Raw genomic sequence first — 17,956 nt, forward strand, 5'->3', positions numbered from 1 at the left:
TGTAAAAATAGTCTAATTCCTTATGTTCAGCTATCCTATTGCACTAGCTGACGCAAAGATACTCAGTGATTTAATTGAATGGAATTTCAAGATTTTTTGCCATGACAAACATTCCCGGCTCCCGCTGCTGATCATCAGTTTTAATAAGCTTGAAGTTCAGTCTCCTCAGCAAATCGGCCGGACCGTTGTCATGGGTAAGCACGGCGAATATTTTATTGCCGCCCGCTGCGATGGTATTTTTTATAATTTCATTAATCAGCAACTCATCAATGCCTTTTCCTTGTGTTTGCGGTAAACAATACAGCGAGATAAGTTCGCAGGCGGTTTCCTCCACAGGATCAAATTTATAAGAAGCAAAAGCAACGGCCAACTCCCCATCTATTGCCAGCAAAAAAGCAGAAATATGATGGTTGATTTCGTGGTTCAATTTTCCCTGCGGGTAGAATTCCCGGATCATCCGGTAAATCTTTTTCCGGGCCGCAGCGTCCGTGAAAGCAATCTCCCAGCTTTGTTCCACTATAGACCTGATCTGCTCGGAATCCGCCGGGGTTGCTTTTCTAACATATACCATATAGCTATTTAATTTATAATGACCGTATTCGCCATCGGGCAATGTAAATGTCGTGCCAGTTATTTAAATACCTGTGAATAAGCTATTAGCGATTTACCCAACGATCATTTGTTATTGATATATCAATAGATGCGCCCTCTGTCTTGATATTTCAAGCTTAATAAATAGTATCATTTTCAACCGGAAATCAGATGCTTCAGGAGAACATCCCGGTGCCAGAGCTTATTATTTGCCCTGTAATGAACGCTGGGCGTTGTTTTCTTCACATAAACGGCTCATGTTGAAATATCAGGATCAAACCTCTTAGCCTTGAGATATCAACTGTTTTAGTGAAGTTGAATTTTTCCAATTAATTGATTTATAGCCAGTTGCAATATTGGCATGAAGTTTATATAAAAGCCAGCACAATGGTTAAGGGGAATATGTGCATTGATTAATTCATAAATTAATTTATTAAGGGCTTATGAAAAGAACATTGAACCATTTGGCCAAAATGGTCATCGGACTACATGAAGAGGGCTACTACTACGATTTCGAATTATATGGCGAAATCCAACTCTGGGGCGTTCAGGAAAACAGACCGTATGTTTTAGAAGAAATAAATATTAACAAAGTGTGTCCGATCATGGGTCCATGCAGGAATGGCGCAAAATTCATCCTGGCCATTGAAACGACGGATGGATGCAAGGGCTTGCTGGTTGGTATTGATTTGGGGAAAGCCTTTTTTGAATTGTCACGCCGGAACGGTAATAAGGAAGCAAAGCAACTATTCCATAACGCTGCCTCTGGTATTTGAGATTTAAAGCATGTAATGCTTGCAACAACAACGGTTAAAAAAAGCCACAAAATGGTGCCTTAAATAGATTAATAATGGAATTATATATTTTCCTGATCACAAGTTTTATACGTTTTGCAGCAGTCATGGTGGTTGTCATTAATTGCTTTTCGGAGGATTTATCCACCCTTTCTTATAAGCCTGGCAAAATGAATAGCTGTAGCAGAACAAATCAAACATAAGAAAACCAAAACAATGAGACACACCTATCCCATCAATGCCATGCCCCTGCTGAATTATTTAGGGAAGTTGGTCAACCTGGACGAGGCAGCGGTTCAGATCATTCTAAATAGCTGCAAAGATGTGCTTATTCCTAAAGGGAATACGATATTTAACGAGAGAAAGCGCACGCAGTACGTTTATTTTATCGTATCCGGTAAGGCACGGTCCTATTATACCGACTTTGCAGGGAAAACCATTACCTGGTCCTTTCATTTTAATGAAGCGCAAAGTGATTTCAAAAATCTCTTCATTGTAGATTACAAAAGCTTTCTTACCCAAACACCGGCAACGATGTATATAGAGGCGCTGACAGATATCCGGGCGATAAGGATCGGGCACCGCGAAATTGATGCTAAATTTGAACCTAACCCTATTTTTGAGCAGTGTTTACGAAAGCTCCATGAATACGCCTTCATTGCAGCTTATGACAGGGTTTTCAACCTGCTGACCCTCTCGGCGAGCGACCGGTACAATAAGTTGTTGAGGAATGAACCGCATCTATTACAAATGTTTCCTGACAAGTACCTGGCATCTTATATTGGGATCGAGCCACCCTCACTCAGCAGGATAAGAAAAAATCTTAAATCAATACCCGTTTACCGTATAGAAATGCCAATTGCAGGATAATCCCCGTTCTGACCGATGACCGTGATATATCGCGGCCATCGGTCAGAACGGGGATATGCCACGGCTTACTCCGACAGCAAATTACCTAATCCATTGATAACAAATAGTTTAATTACCTGGCATGAAATTTACATACACCATCACGAATAAGTGTTGGAATTATGTTTTTCACTCCTGTTTTTAAGTTATGACGACACCACTGACATTAGGGGATTTTGACAATCAGCAGCAGCTTATCCTGGAGTTAAGCCGGGAAATCGCATTGATAAGAAACAGAGATCAGTTAAACAGCCTGATCAGTAGCTCATTAAAGGAAGCCATTGGATATCAATACGCCACTGTTTTTGTACTTGGGAATGATGGAAGGGAGATAACCAATTTTTTAAAAGGCTTTGGCGATACAGAAAACAGCAATCACTTCTCAGAGAAAATTTTCACCGGCAAGATACCTTTCGATCATAGGATTAATAACCTCCAGGTAGAGGCTCGTCAACAAATCATTGATTTCGATGAACTTGTTCTAAGCGGGAACATTGAACCTTACCTCACAGGCGCAGGGATTGCTGAAAACTTTGACGCCTGCACCTTTCATTTATATGAAGGAACTGCGGTTATTGGTGTTTGGATCATCCTATTGAAAAAAGAAGGGGATGGACATTTTTTAATGCCCCCGCTTTGCGACCAGGTCGCCGCCCAATTAACATTCGCCGTTCTTTCCGTAAAAGCCTATGAGGAGATTGATGCGCGTAACCGCGAAAGAGAAATTGTACAGTCCCTTAATATCGATTTTGCCACGATCAGGGAGAAAAAAGACCTGCTTAGAATTATACATTACAAACTCAAAAGCCTTTTCAACTTTCGCCACCATTGGGTGGCTACTGTGAATGAAGATGAACTTACGATGAGCACGTTCATGCAGGATACGGAGTCTAAAACAAAGTTTCACCCCAAATACAAGAATGTTACTTATGCTAAATACACTATTTCTGACCAGATTTTTAATAAAGTAATACTGGCCAGAGAACCTCAAATTTTTGACCTGGAACAACTTATTGCACGCGGGACCATCCCGGAATACTTGCAAATAAACTACGAAAGCGGTATCCGAAAGGTTGTTATGCAAAGTTTGGAAATAGCTGGCCAGTTTATAGGCGTTTGGGCATTATGCCTGGGTGAGCATGATGAAGTAGACCATAGCTATATAAATATTGTCAAGGATATCGCTAATCAGTTTTCAATAGCTGTAGGTAACATTATAGCCAATGAAACGATTCAGGCCAGGCAAAATGAACAGGAGTTACTATTGAAATTGAGCTACGATATAACTTCAATAAAGGATAAAAAGGGCCTTCTTCAGGTTATACAAATCAATCTTAAAAAACTATTTAAATTTCAGAATATCGTCATCATGGTATTGAACAATGATGATCAAACTCACGATATATTCCTATCAACAGATTTAGCTTTTACCAGAGAAAATTTAGCGCAATATAGCAATGGGCCTGTTCGATTCGAATATAGCGACGGGTATTTCAACAAAGTTATGGAGGCGGATGGGATTGTGCACTTTAATTTGAATAAAGTTGCCGACCTTACAAAGGAGCCTGCCTGTCTGCAGTACCTATATAATTCGGGAATTAGAAAGCGAATAGGCATTGCATTAAGAGACGATAATTGCAACATTGGCGTACTCTATATAAATCTGGAAACTAATACCGACTATCCAGACCGTGATTTAGATATTGTTAAAGGTGTTTCCTATCAATTATCAACAGCCGTATCAAATATTCTGGCAAACGAAGAAATCCTAAAAAAGGAAAAAGAAAGGGATTTACTCTTGTCGTTAAGTGTTGATATTGCTTCAGTGCGCAGCAATAACGGATTACTTAAAGTGATAAGCCAACGCTTAAAATACCTGTTAAATTTTTCTCATACGGCAGTGGTAACCATTAACGAAGATTCTACGGTAAGCGGGTTTCTCCGGGACCCGGAAGCAAAATCTACCTCTCACCCCCAATATATTAAGGCTGGCCAAATGAGGTATCCGATCCAGGATAATATTTTAGATAAATGCATACAAACCCCGGAACCACTGCTTTTCAACCTTAAAGAGCTGATGAGCTCTGCCAATGGCGATTTGCCTTTGTACCTGAAAATTAACTATGAATCTGGTTTAAAGAATGCAGTTGTTATTCGATTTTCAAAAGGTGATCGGGCTTTCGGATTCTGGATCCTTCTCTACGATCATGATATTGTATTGGATGCAGGCAAGCAAAATTTGATCAAGGGTTTATCACATCAAATATCAGTTGCAATTTCCAACATTATCGCTAATAGTGAGATTTCAAGGCGGGAAGACGAAAAATCAAGATTATTAGCTTTCAGTAATGCTATTGCCTCGGTGAAAACCACACGGGAAGTTTCTACAATTATTAATGCTCAGTTCACAGAATGGGGTATTATCAAGGGTTATAGTATGCACATTATTAACGATGATAAAGTAACCCATACGCCATACTTATATGATTCCAGCGCCGAGTGGACCAATTTCCCAAATTTCAATGCACTGGTTAGTGGAAAATATGCTATCAATGATAATGTGATGGATGTAATGATCAGAGCCAACAAGCCGATGATGCACAATATCTTGAAACTCAGCGAAATGAAAAATGCGCCGAAGTATGTTCATTTTTGGAAAGAAATTGGGTTGACAGAAATTATGAGCTTACCGGTAAGATTGGGAAACGAATTGATTGGCATACTGTTTATTGATCTTTCAGATACGTTTACTAAACTTTCCGATCAGCTCAACCTTCTTACAAGTATTTGTTCTCAGATAGCCATAACTGTATCGAATCTTTCAGCAAATGAAAAAATAAATAAACAGCTTGGTGAAATCAAACAGTATAAACAACAACTGGAGGAGGAAAAAATATACCTTAAAGAAGAAATTGAAACAACTCAAAATTATGGTGACATCATCGGAGAAAGTCCGTTAATAAAAAAAATATTCAAATTAGTTTCCCAGGTTGCCCCGTCAGACAGTACAGTATTGATACTGGGTGAAACCGGTACTGGTAAAGAACTCATTGCCAGAGCTATTCACAACGACTCCCCTAGAAAAAACAAACTGATGGTTAAAGTGAATTGCGCGGCCCTCCCGCCTAACCTGATAGAAAGTGAGCTATTTGGGCACGAACGCGGTAGTTTTACAGGAGCTACAGAACAGCGCCTGGGGAAATTTGAGCTCGCCAATAACAGCACGCTTTTTTTAGATGAAATTGGCGAGATGCCGCTTGATTTGCAAGTAAAGCTGCTTAGGGCTTGGCAGGAAAAAGAAATTGAGCGCGTTGGGGGAAGAAAAACGATAAAGGTTGATGTAAGGATCGTAGCAGCCACAAACCGGGACCTTGAAAAAGAAGTTGCTGAGGGAAGATTTAGAAGCGACCTTTATTACCGATTAAATATATTTCCAATTTCCTTGCCTGCATTACGTGATCGCAGGGAGGATATTCCTCTTTTGGCAGGCTATTTTATTCGCCGGTTTGCGAAAAAAGCGGGGAGGCAAATCACGACCCTCAGTAACCGCGCTTTACAGGATATGGTTTCCTACAATTGGCCGGGTAATATCCGTGAGTTGGAACATCTGATTGAACGAAGTGTACTGCTTTCGTCCGGAGATACAATTAAACAGGTCCATCTTCCTTCAAGCAGGCAAATAGCGCAAACTACCGGTGCAGATGAAGTTTCTTTAAAGACAATAGATGAAAACGAACGGGATCATATCTTAAAAATATTGAAATATTGTGGCGGTAAATTATCTGGTGAGGGCGGGGCCGCCCAAATACTCGGCGTACCGGCCGGCACCCTTTATTCGAAAATGAAAAGACTTGATATCAAACGGGAACATGCTTGAATAAATTAAAGCAAATTCTATATTCTTCAACGCTATTACAAGTTATTTTCTTTATCATTTTCCGATTTTAACCTCGGTTAATATTATCCGGGATGGCAAACCCGATGTTTGTGGCGTCCTAAACAATTAGGCATCTCAAATCATGAAAAAACTCTTATTAATCTTACTTTCTATAGCTACGGCTACGCTTTTGTTTTCATCTTGCTCAAAAAAGAATGATGTAAAACCAATTTCCAAAAACTATGTCCTTGTTCATGGTGCGTGGCAGGCTCCCTACGTATGGGACGCGGTAAAGACCGCCCTGATCAATGAAGGCAACCATGTGACCGTTGTAGAACTACCGGGCCACGGGAGTGATCAAACTGCTCTATCAGCAATTACATTAAACCTTTACACCACTACCGTACTTAATGCTATCTCCCAAATTAACGGTAAAGTTATCCTGGTTGGTCACAGCCTGGCTGGTATGGTTATTTCGTCTGTTGCTGAACAAATACCAACAAAAATCGAGAAGTTAGTTTATCTATCTGCTTATTTGCCAACCTCTGGTCAATCGTTATTTGCCCTTGCCAGCACTGATGCCGGGTCAGCGCTTGGAGGTAAAATTAATGGAACACCAATACTTAACATAGATACTGTTAATGGAACTCTCGATGTGCTACACAACCAAATTGTGAACGTTTTTATCCAGGATGGTTCAACTCAGGCTCAAAATCTTGTATTACAAAATTATCGCATTGAGCCTCTAATCCCATTCAATACTCCGGTAACGCTCACAGCCGCAAATTTCGGCTCTGTTGAGAAGGTTTATATCAAAACTTTACAGGATCACGTGGTTTCTCCGGCTCTTCAGACCAGAATGATTGCAGCATCCAACGTAAAAACGGTATATCAATTGAATACCGGCCACTCATCATTCCTGGTAAAACCAGATTCCGTGGCGATATTGTTAACTAAAATAGGCCAATAGCCAAGCACAAGAACAACAATAGAGATTCAGGAAATAATTCTTGCAACATTTAATATTTGTTGCAAGAATTATTTTGGCGTTTCAATAACCTGCTGTTGTATAAGCATTGCCGAAAATAGTATCAGCAAATTGTAAACTGTCTTTTTATGCTTTCAATTACACCTATCACGGATCTATTAAAACTAACTTACACTTACAAACTTGGACTACGTTTTTTTCCGGGCCTAATGAAAAATATCCAGGGAAACATTAGTTGCAACTTTTAATAAATTCCGATTTAGGCAAAATTGATGTATGTTAACTTTATATTTAGCAGATGAGAAAACTGACCAATATGCTTGGAATTAAAGCTGTATGCTTTCTTTTGTTCTATTTGTTTGTCACGCCATGCATGGGCCAGATCAAATGGCCGCATGGTCAGCTGCTTCCATCTTTCCCAGCGCCTGCGCGGGTTCAGGATTTAATTACACTCCGTCAAAACTCTCCTTACTCTTCAGCAGAAATGTACCTGTTTGCTTCGTTAAAGGGTGTCGTAAACAGAACTAAACCACGTATATTCTCATATGAAGGTGATGCTTTCGCTGAAGGGCCGCACACATGGCTGCAGTCATTGGGTTTGAGTTGGTCTGAACCTGCAGACAAATGGGACTTGATTATTAAATACCGGAGTGAAATTTCAGGTTTGATCGTTTATGATCCCGCCCAGGAACATACAATTAACCTGGCCACGGCACTTGCAAAAAGCAAAGGTGCACTAATTGCCTCACCTTTATTGTTGTCCAAACTAACTGCTCCCCCTTATAATTTGCCCGTCTTACTTGATTTGCAGGGGAAATTTAGTAGTAAGCTGGAAGTTTATCAATCGCTATATGATATATATTGGCCCCATCTTGATCACCGTTTATTAATCGGATTAAATCCTAATGCGCATAAAGCGGCCCTTCGTGAATATGCAGTAGCATTGGGCTCTGCAGTAATATGGCTCGATCCTGAAGTTCCGGGTGAAAGTGAATTGCTAAACAAATTTCTATCTTCAATGTCTCCCGGGTCAATCTTTATGGGCTGGTGGCCACAGGAAGGGCCAGGGGTAGAGAGGGCTTCAAGGTATGGTATTGCAACCGTAGCAAGTGATTGGTGTTCTAACCTAACGGTACACAGTGGTACTTCCAGAATTGTAAAAATAAAACCAATCCCCCCTAAACCAGCACTCAAAAACAAGATCTATGTTGCATTTATATTGAGTGACGGAGACAATTTACAATTTACGGAGCATTTGATGCGTAAACTTTGGAATAATCCAGACCGGGGTGCTGTTCCAATGGGATGGACTGTGTCACCTGCTATGCTGGATGCAATGCCTGGTGCATTTAACTATTATTGGCAAACGTCCACCAGCAATGATAATCTGATTTCCGGACCGTCTGGCTATGGTTACACTTATCCTAATACCTGGTCTGATGAAAATTTGCTAAAACAGTTCGTTTCTAAAACTGAGGAATATAATCATCGTGCTGGTTTACGGGTAATTACCATCTGGAACACTATCGTTGGCGGTATTAACTTAAATGTTGGGAAGATCTATGCCAGTCAGGCAAAATTGTTGCTTGGTGTAACAGCCCAGAACACAGGAGGCGGGCTTACTATTTATAATGACAGCTTACCGGGAATGGCACTTTCCTGTAACTATTGTACTACTGAACAGGCGATGAAAGATCATATCGCCAGAGCTGCCGCTGGCTGGAACAAAACCTCACCACGTTTCATAATCATACAGGCGCAGCCCTGGACGAATATATCGCCAACAAGTTTTAAAAACGTGGCTAGTTCGCTTACTGAAGATTATGTAATAGTTCGCCCTGATCACCTTTTTCAGCTTATTCGCGAGGAAAAGGGCATTTCATTTAATCCGAAATAGAAAAATATTAGAAAAGATGGGCAGTTCTTTAATAAGTTAAGTTGGGGCTGAAATGCTTTTTTTTTTAATTGTTCGCTTGTTCGGTCTCAAAATCTTCGTTTCCTTTTTTAATGCCTTGTCTTAACGTTGGGTAAATTACAAGTGAACAATTTTTAACTGGCCAATCACTTCAAATCGCCCAATAACCGGTTCGAACCTCTTTTTAACAGATTTAAGATTGTTAGCCACGTGTTGATAAATATAAAATATTAATTTATAGTGTTTTAAAAACACTCTTCCAATCGCAGAGGCTTGTTTTTATTTAACAAAAATCTATCATGTTTGTCATGATTTTAATAAAAGGCTTGCTTTAATTGGTAAATAAAAAGGCGGCATACAGAGCTTGTTATTCTGTCTTCAAACTTTTTATCGGGTTTGCCAATGCGGCTTTTATAGCCTGGAAGCTTACCGTTATTAATGTGATTAGTATAGCGCCAATAGCTGTAACGATAAATATCCACCATGCTACATCGGTGTGATACTGATAGTTATGCAGCCAGTTGTGCATAAAATAATAAGCCACAGGCGAGGCTATAATTATTGAAATAAACACCAGTATGGCAAAATCTTTCGATAACAATTGCCACAGGGCGAACACTGAAGCGCCAAGCACCTTGCGAACACCTATTTCTTTAACGCGCTGTTCGGCCATGAATGATGCCATGCCAAACAGCCCGAGACAACTGATAAATATAGCAAGGCCGGCGAAGACAGTAGCCAGCTTACCTATGCGTTCTTCATTACCGAATTCTTTGGCGTATTCCTGGTCAACGAAGTGGTATTCAAATGGCTGTTGGGGATTCTCAATTTTTAACACCGAAGCGATGTTGCTAATAGCTTTACCTGCACTCATTTTCGGGTTTATCTTTAGCAGTAAACAACCTCCTGCCCATTTCGCCAAAAAATAAACCATAGGTTGCACCTGTTCATAAGGTGAACGGTTAATGATATCTTTAGTTACGCCTATGATCTTAAACTGTTGGCCATAAAAGGTTATGTAATTTTCAGTCGGTTTTTTCATGGACATAAAATCAGCTGCCGCCTGGTTGATGATTACCGCTGCTGAATCGGAAAGGAATGACCGCGAGAAATCACGGCCTCCGCTAAATTCCCAACCAATGGTTTTGCCATAATCATATGAAATATCCTCCTGGCCAAAATTGATATCCAGATTAGTATCTTCTCCAGGCCATCCCACGCCGCTGGTAGTACCAGCAACGTTGTTAGGCGGAGCATCTGCTTCGGCCATTTCAGTAATTGTGCCGTTACTTGCAAGGGCCTGTTTTATCGCATCAAAATGTTGGTGGAGTTCAATAGTTCGGAGGGGGATGGCCACCAATCTGTCCCGGCTGTAGCCTACAGGGCGGTCTTTGGCAAAAATTATCTGCCGGATAACTACAATGGTGCCGATGATGAGCACAATAGAAACTGTAAACTGAAGTACCACCAGTACTTTACGCGGGGCTGAAGCCAGCCGCCCAACCCGGAACGCCCCCTTCAATACCTTTACTGGCTTAAATGACGACAGGTAGAGCGCCGGATAACTGCCGGTGATAATAGCGGTGACCAAACTAAGGCCAATGCCGGCGAGCCAAAACGCCGGGCTGTTCCATGGAATAACTATCTGTTTACCGGCCAGTTGATTGAACGCGGGGAGACTTAATCGTGCCAGTAGTAAGGCGGCTAATAATGCCAGTAATACACAAAGTAACGATTCACCGTAAAACTGTTGAATCAACTGGCTGCGGGATGAACCTATTGCCTTGCGGATACCTACCTCGCGCGCGCGTTTCTCAGATCTGGCTGTACTTAAGTTCATAAAATTAATACAGGCCAGCAGCAGTACAAACACACCTACAATGCCAAAAAGCCACACATATTGTATTTCGCCGCCGATGTTTTTTCCGTCCTTAAACTCTCTATACAAATGCCATTTACTCATTGGCTGCAGGAACAGCGCCGGTTTTGTTTTAGCAGAAAGCGGTTTTAAATGCCGCAGCTTTTCATCTCTTATTTTTAACGACACTTTCCCGAGGTCGGCATTGTCAGCCAATTGAACATATAAATTAACAATGCCTGGGTCCCATGGCTCCTTCATTCCGCTCAATCTGTAATCTGTTGCATGGCGGTCCCAGCAACCAATAAAAGCCAGACCGGCAAGCGTGGTATTTTCAGGCAAATCTGCATAAACGCCGGCTACTTTCAGGTTATCCAGATTATTCAGCTTTAATACTTTAGCCATGGGATCCTCATTCCCGAAAAATGCCTTAGCTGTCGACGCGGATATTAGTATAGATGATGGGTCCTTTATAGCATCGCGCCTGCCCTTGAGCATATTTAATGTAAACAGGTCCGGTCCGCCAGCTTCCATAAAGGTACCTTGCTTGTTCAGTTTTTTATCGTTTAAAGCCAGTATATAATCTCTCGGCAAGGTCGACATTGCTACAGATTTAAAATCGCCGCCATAATTTTTGCGTAGCTCGGCTGCCAAAGGGTACGGTTCATGAAATGAGGTTTTCACTTCGCCATTAATGGTTACATTTTGCATTACCTGGGCTATACGGTGGTAATTATTGTGATACCTATCAAATGATACTTCATCCAAAATCCACAAACTAATCAGCGTTACTACTGCCATGCCCACTGCAAGGCCACCTATATTAATGAGCGACAATACCTTGTTATTAATAAGGTTGCGCCAGGCAATTTTGAAATAATTTCTAATCATATAATTGCGGTTTAATTTTACAGGAGCCCAACCTGGCGGGCTTCCTGAACGCAATATTACCGCCGGTATTCGTAACCGGGGTGCCAACTTATCAATTGGTACCTCTTCTTTCAAGCTATTCTTATATTCCACCGGGGTTTTGCCGGTCATCTCTTTAAAAACCCGGTTGAAAGTTGTTTTGGAATTAAACCCCGACTCATAGGCGATACCCAGCAGTGTAAGCCGGTCGTAGGCCGGGTCCTGCATCTTCCGGGCAGTTTCACGAACCCTGAACTCATTAATAAAGTCGCTGAAGTTCTTTTCCATCCCCACATTAATAATTCGCGATAAATCGTGCGGATGGATATTCAGCTTCACTGCCAGGGAGGTCAACGTCAGTTCGGCATCCTCGTAAAAACCATTTGCGGCTACGGCTTCCTTTAGCCTACGGCTTTTTTCTTTTGCATCATATCTATCTGTTATCGGCGTAGCAAGTTGTGTGCTGCTATCCAATTTTAGCATCACTTCGGCAGCCACGCCAATAAGCACAAAAGCAACGGTAAAACTCAAGACATCATTAAACAGCCATAACATGCAAAGCAAGGCGAGCAGGCGCAAGGCCTTATCCAACCGGCGGAAAGCAAAGCGCGGCCTATCCATTAGCACCGGCTCCAAGCTGTTGTAAAAATGCTGTATCATCCGGTGCGACAGGTATAAATAAATGACAACCGAAATTAGCACCAACCAGCCCGGCATCCAATACGCAACCAGCAAAGGGCAAAAATGCAGAACATCCTTTCGGCCAAATTGTAGGTTTGGTGACGTCATCCGCCGCACATAAAAATACAATAGCGGCCCCAGCGCCGGTAAAAAAATCGGTGAAAGCCCGCCAGTCTTCAATACAATTACAGTTAAAGCGGCACTTAAAAACAGGTTGGCTGCCTGGCCTTCCCTTTTTGCAAATGCTAAAAGCAGCGCGAGTGTAAACCCCGAAAACAGGGTTGCCATGGCGGCCACATGATACAGGTTAATATGGAATATATCAGGATTCAAGTAATTCAAATAGCCCAAAGGCTGTTCCAAATTTACAACATATTGACATATACAAAATTATGCGATGATATATATGTTTATTCTGCTTAATCCTATGTTTGCTGTATTGTTGCGAATAAGTATACCAAGCAAAAAGCCGCTCTACTTTCGTAAAACGGCTTTGTAGCCCGTAGGGGATTTATTTTTTAGACAATCGAAGCAAAAAAATCATTTCCTGATCTTGTTTATTAATTGTGGTAAATAATTATAAATTTGACATATTATAGAATTGAAATGTATCTGAACCTATACCTTATTTAATGACGAGGCTTATATATGTTGTGGCGCTTACAACATTTTTTTTCTCTTTCCTCTCGCAAACATCTGCGCAATCAAACCAAACAGTAACCAATGGAGATATAACAGCAGCTGCAAATTTTCCAGGGGCGGGCTGTAATTATACATGGGTAAACAACAATCCATTTATCGGGCTGCCCGCAAGCGGCAGTGGCAACATACAGGCGTTTACCGCAATAAATTCAGGAAATGTTCCCGTCACTGCTACAATTACCGCTACGCCAACTACTGCTGGATTTGCCTATATTTTTAGTACCATCGGGCAGTTGACTGTAATTGATCTGTCAACCAACCAAATCATAAATAACACAACAACCACATTTCATGCATTTGGCGAAACCATAAGCCCGGACGGAAAATTTATATATGTAACAGACCCATCTAATAACGCTGTCATAACACTCAACGCAACTACATACGCTATTGAGGGTTACACACCTACCGGCAACAATTCTGCCCCGCGCGGCATTACCATAAGCCCCGACGGAAATAATATATATGTTACAAATGAACACCCCTTTGACATTCTTGGTCACGGTACAGTTGATATAATCAACACAGCAACACATAATATTACTGCAACCATTGCCGTTGGAGAAAGCCCACTAGGTATAGTCCTGAGTCCTGACGGCAGTAAGTTATATGTTGCAAATCAAGGCTCAAACTTCATATCGGTTATAAATGCTAATACCGGCGTGGCAATTGGCAAAATCCCACTGGATCAAGGTGTCTCCTCACTCGCAATTACACATGATGGCAGCCAATTATATATAACTGGAGGTGGCGCTTCCGTTTCTGTAATTAGCACAGCAACGAACCAACTCATCAAAACTATTGGTGTTGGCTTAGGCCCGATAGCTATGACCATATCATCCGACGATAAAAAAGTATATGTGGTGAATGAGGATTTGCGCTCTGTGTCCGTGATTGATAATCAAACAAAAACAGTAATTGCAACCATCGATCTGCCGGGCGGTCAATCGCCATTTAGTATATACCTAAGCCCGGATGGCACCAAGGCTTACGCCGTAAATCAAAATGGTGTGATCAGCGTTATCAATACAGCCAATAATAGTGTAACTAATTCCATTACCACTGTGACAGGCGCACTTTCATACGGAAACTTCGTTTCGGCCGGCCCTGGCTGTAGCAGTTCTCCGGTTACTTTTACCATAACCGTGAAGCCAACAGCGGCTGTTCCGCTTATTACAGCCGGTCCTGTAAGCGGGGAAATCTCAACCTGCGCAGGTTCGCCATCAGCCTTGCCCTACATACAACAATTTACCGCTACATGCAGTAAGTTAGCCGCTGCTGTTACCGTCGCTGCACCTAAAGGATTCGAGGTTTCGCTCTCGCCCGGTAATGGCTACAGCAGTAGCTTAACCCTTGCCCCATCGGGTGGCAGTTTAAAGAAAACAATATATGTACGATCGGCTGCGGCAGATAATACCGGTGACATTTCGGGTAGTGTAATATTGAGTTCGGCCGGAGCCGCAAATCAAAGCGTGGCCGTTGCCGGAGTTGTAAACGCATTGCCAACAGTTAACATCGTGCCCAATCAAACGGTAAATAACGGAGCATTAACTAAAGCAGTTGATTTTACAGGTACAGGAAGTACCTTCACTTGGACCAATAATACGCCGGGAATAGGTTTAGCGGCTTCGGGAACAGGCAATATTAGTCCTTTTACAGCGGTAAACACTGGCAGTACGCCAGTTACAGCTAATATTACTGTTACTCCTATACCTAGAGGTTTTGCTTACATAACCAATCTTAACGATAACACAGTATCTGTTATTAATACTACTACTTACAAAATAGTTTCAACTATTCCAGTCGGGAAACAACCCATAGGTGTAGCCATTAGCAAGGATGGACAAACGGTATATGTAACAAATTTGGGTTCTAATAATATTTCTGTTATAAGTGCAAGCTCCAATACGGTTACTTCAACTATAAATGTTGGCCAGGGTCCTTACCAGGCTATATTAAGCCCTGACGATAGCAAGCTTTACGTGTCAAATCCAGGTGGGAATACCATATCCGAAATAAATATTGCCACAGGTACAGTAATTAACACTTTTTTAGTGGGTGCAAATCCTAACGGGATCCGCCTTAGTGCCGACGGAACCTATCTATATGCAGCAAGTGCGCTTACGAGTAATGTATATGTAATAAATACCGCCACTAATGCTTTAATAGCTACTATACCTGTGGGAGTAATTCCCATGGATTTAGTAATCAGCCCGGATGGCAGCAGAGTATATGTCATAAGTGCCGGATCAACAGATATATCGGTGATAAATACTGTAAATAACACATTGATAAAAACCATACATGTTGGCACCAATTTACAGGCAATATGTATAAGTCCCGATGGCAGTAAAATCTATATATCTGATATCGGCAATAATGAGATTTTAGTATATGATACTGCCACTTATGATTTAATAACGTCAATCCCTGTAGGATACCAACCGGAAGGTATTTCATTAACTCCCGATGGCAGTAGGTTATATACGGCCAATCAAACTTCAAATACAGTTTCGGTTATCAATACTCAAGATAATGCAGTAATAAATACCATACCTGTGGGTAACGCACCTGCTTCCATAGGTAAATTTATTTCAGCTGGGTTTGGTTGTGTTGGCACTCCAACAACCTTTACCATCACCGTAAATCCATTATCAACACCATCCATAACAGCAAGCACAGTAACGGGCAATATTATTGGTTGCGAGGGATTAGTTTCTCCAAACATTCAGCAATTTACAGTTTCGGGTAGCCGGTTAACGGCGAACATCACAGCAACTGCGCCTTTAAACTTTGAAATATCGCTTAATGCAACAACCGGTTATAGCAGCAGCCTTACATTAACACAAACCAGCGGCACGGTAAGCAATACCATTATTTATGTCAGATCATCAGCCATAGCCCCTGCCGGCAGCATCTCCAGCAACGTTCACCTAACATCAACAGGCGCCACAATCCAGCCAGTTGTTGTAAGCGGTATTATTAAAGCGATACCGACGGTAAACGCAGTAATAAGTCAAATCCTAACAAGCGGCGCGCCAACTTCCCCAGTTAATTTTAGCGGAACAGCAACTACATATAATTGGGTTAATGATACGCCCGGTGTAGGACTGGCCTCAAACGGTACGGGAAATATTCCTTCATTTGCCAGTGTAAATAATACGGCCAACCCAATAATTGCAACAATTATGGTAACGCCTTTAAATAGTACCAATTGTAATGGCACGCCTATTTTATTTACCATTACAGTAAGCCCAAAACCTATACCAGCCACCTTAACAACAACCGCCAATCTAACTCCTTTAGCAACCATCTACGGCACGCCATCAACCGCCGAAAGCTTTGGTGTTTCCGGCACAAATATCTCCGGCGGAATCTTAGTAACCCCGACCACCGGTTTTGAGGTAAGCAGCAATGGAACAGCCTTTAATACCCAAACCACTATAAACGGTAATGGAAGTATTTCATCGGCGCCCGTATATGTAAGGTTGGCAGCAACTACACCGGTAGGCAATTACAGCGGCAATATTGCAGTAAGCACTAATAATACAACCAGCGTAAATGTATTAATCCCTATCAGTAGGGTAAGCCCGGCCCCCCTAACAATTACTGCGAATAATCAAACAAAGCCTTATGGTGCAGTTAATCCGGCTTTAACAGTAACTTATCTCGGCTTTGTAAACAACGATGGGCCAGGACAACTTAGCTCGCAGCCTACTATTACCACCACCGCCACCACCCAGTCACCAATCGCTCAATATCCTATTCTGGCTAGTGATGCAGTTTCTCCCAATTATACTTTTACTTATCTTCCAGGCATTTTAACCATCGAACCATCCTTGTCATTACTATCCATCCCAAATACATTTACCCCAAATGGCGATGGAATTAATGATACGTGGGATGTAAAATACCTTGACTACTATCCTAAAGCCACCGTTATAATATTTAACCGCTGGGGGGAAAAGGTATTTTCATCCGTAGGATATCCCATCCCGTGGGATGGCACCTATAAAGGAACAGCATTATCTTCAGGTACGTACTATTATATTATTGACCCTAAAAATGAACAATCAGTTTTTTCGGGATGGCTTGCTATTATTCGGTAGTACTGAATATCCTGTAAGGATTGCAGGAAGCCCCGGTCATTTAATTCCGACTGTGGCGGTTGTATTCCCATCATTTTAATATAAATCACAATAAAATTAAAGTGCCACGTTTGTGGTGGGCTTTGCTCCGTAAACGGTACTAGAATTGAGATAAACCGAATACTTCTTTTCAAAAAAAAAAGGATATAGGACATACAATCTGTAAATTATTATGTTAGGTAAAATTCCAGAAAAAAACTCACGAAAAAAAGCAAGTAAATTTTAGACATAGATCCAATATGGTGAATATCAAATCAATAGAAACAATCATCTTAAATAATCAAGTTGGCCAATATTTGCAAATCTCCTATAAAGTGCAATATTCATCTTGTTGCGGATAACCCTAAGTGGCTTATATCTTTTTTTTGCTCCCGCCCGGCCATAGGTTCTCGCTTGACCGAACGATGTATTGAGTGCCCACACTCAATACAATGGACGGAAATAAAGTAATAATTTATCTCTGCTGATTCGCTAATGTTTTATTATACAAGCAAAAAGCCGCTCTACTTTCGTAAAGCGGCTTCGTAGCCCGTAGGGGAATCGAACACGATTCTTAACCAGCTGGCTTGCAATATTTTATATGG

General features: G+C 41.4%; 8 protein-coding genes. 6 read left to right on the top strand and 2 right to left on the bottom strand.

All coding sequences use genetic code 11. The annotated features are described in order from the left end of the window. Positions 1-70: 70 nt before the first annotated feature. Complete coding sequence (locus Q0R88_RS16250) at positions 71-613, bottom strand: GNAT family N-acetyltransferase (protein ID WP_295718002.1); 543 nt, start codon at positions 611-613, stop codon at positions 71-73. 421 nt (positions 614-1,034) lie between these two features. Here Q0R88_RS16250 and Q0R88_RS16255 point away from each other — a divergent pair, with 421 nt between their 5' ends. From Q0R88_RS16255 to Q0R88_RS16275, 5 genes are all read left to right on the top strand, one after another. Then, a complete protein-coding gene (locus Q0R88_RS16255) occupies positions 1,035-1,367 on the top strand; it encodes a hypothetical protein (protein WP_295718004.1) in 333 nt (110 codons plus the stop codon). A 234-nt stretch (positions 1,368-1,601) separates the two neighbouring features. Beyond that, the gene (locus Q0R88_RS16260) at positions 1,602-2,255 is read left to right on the top strand and encodes a Crp/Fnr family transcriptional regulator (protein ID WP_295718006.1); all 654 of its coding nucleotides are present in this window, start codon (positions 1,602-1,604) and stop codon (positions 2,253-2,255) included. 187 nt (positions 2,256-2,442) lie between these two features. Next, positions 2,443-6,171 carry a sigma 54-interacting transcriptional regulator gene (locus tag Q0R88_RS16265; protein WP_295718007.1) on the top strand — a complete coding sequence of 1,243 codons (3,729 nt, stop codon included), beginning with the start codon at positions 2,443-2,445 and terminating at the stop codon, positions 6,169-6,171. A 142-nt stretch (positions 6,172-6,313) separates the two neighbouring features. Beyond that, entirely contained in the window at positions 6,314-7,141 is an 828-nt protein-coding gene (locus tag Q0R88_RS16270; protein ID WP_295718009.1) for an alpha/beta fold hydrolase, read from the top strand. Positions 7,142-7,457: 316 nt separating this feature from the next. After that, the gene (locus Q0R88_RS16275; protein ID WP_295718011.1) at positions 7,458-9,056 is read left to right on the top strand and encodes a GxGYxYP domain-containing protein; all 1,599 of its coding nucleotides are present in this window, start codon (positions 7,458-7,460) and stop codon (positions 9,054-9,056) included. A gap of 385 nt (positions 9,057-9,441) precedes the next feature. On the opposite strand, the gene Q0R88_RS16280 is transcribed toward Q0R88_RS16275, so the two are convergent. Continuing rightward, the gene (locus Q0R88_RS16280; RefSeq protein WP_295718012.1) at positions 9,442-12,855 is read right to left on the bottom strand and encodes an FtsX-like permease family protein; all 3,414 of its coding nucleotides are present in this window, start codon (positions 12,853-12,855) and stop codon (positions 9,442-9,444) included. 299 nt (positions 12,856-13,154) lie between these two features. Between Q0R88_RS16280 and Q0R88_RS16285 the strand changes: the two genes are divergently transcribed. After that, entirely contained in the window at positions 13,155-17,333 is a 4,179-nt protein-coding gene (locus Q0R88_RS16285) for a beta-propeller fold lactonase family protein (RefSeq protein WP_295718013.1), read from the top strand. Positions 17,334-17,956: the final 623 nt, after the last annotated feature.

Origin of the sequence: Mucilaginibacter sp. (genome assembly GCF_025362475.1) — a bacterium.
Classification (GTDB): Bacteria; Bacteroidota; Bacteroidia; order Sphingobacteriales; family Sphingobacteriaceae; genus Mucilaginibacter.

Bases quoted from the DNA above. Each gene is read 5' to 3' on its own strand.
- Q0R88_RS16260 (WP_295718006.1), top strand. From the start codon at position 1,602: ATGAGACACACCTATCCCATCAATGCCATGCCCCTGCTGAATTATTTA.
- Q0R88_RS16275 (WP_295718011.1), top strand. From the start codon at position 7,458: ATGAGAAAACTGACCAATATGCTTGGAATTAAAGCTGTATGCTTTCTT.
- Q0R88_RS16285 (WP_295718013.1), top strand. From the start codon at position 13,155: ATGACGAGGCTTATATATGTTGTGGCGCTTACAACATTTTTTTTCTCT.
- Q0R88_RS16265 (WP_295718007.1), top strand. From the start codon at position 2,443: ATGACGACACCACTGACATTAGGGGATTTTGACAATCAGCAGCAGCTT.
- Q0R88_RS16255 (WP_295718004.1), top strand. From the start codon at position 1,035: ATGAAAAGAACATTGAACCATTTGGCCAAAATGGTCATCGGACTACAT.
- Q0R88_RS16270 (WP_295718009.1), top strand. From the start codon at position 6,314: ATGAAAAAACTCTTATTAATCTTACTTTCTATAGCTACGGCTACGCTT.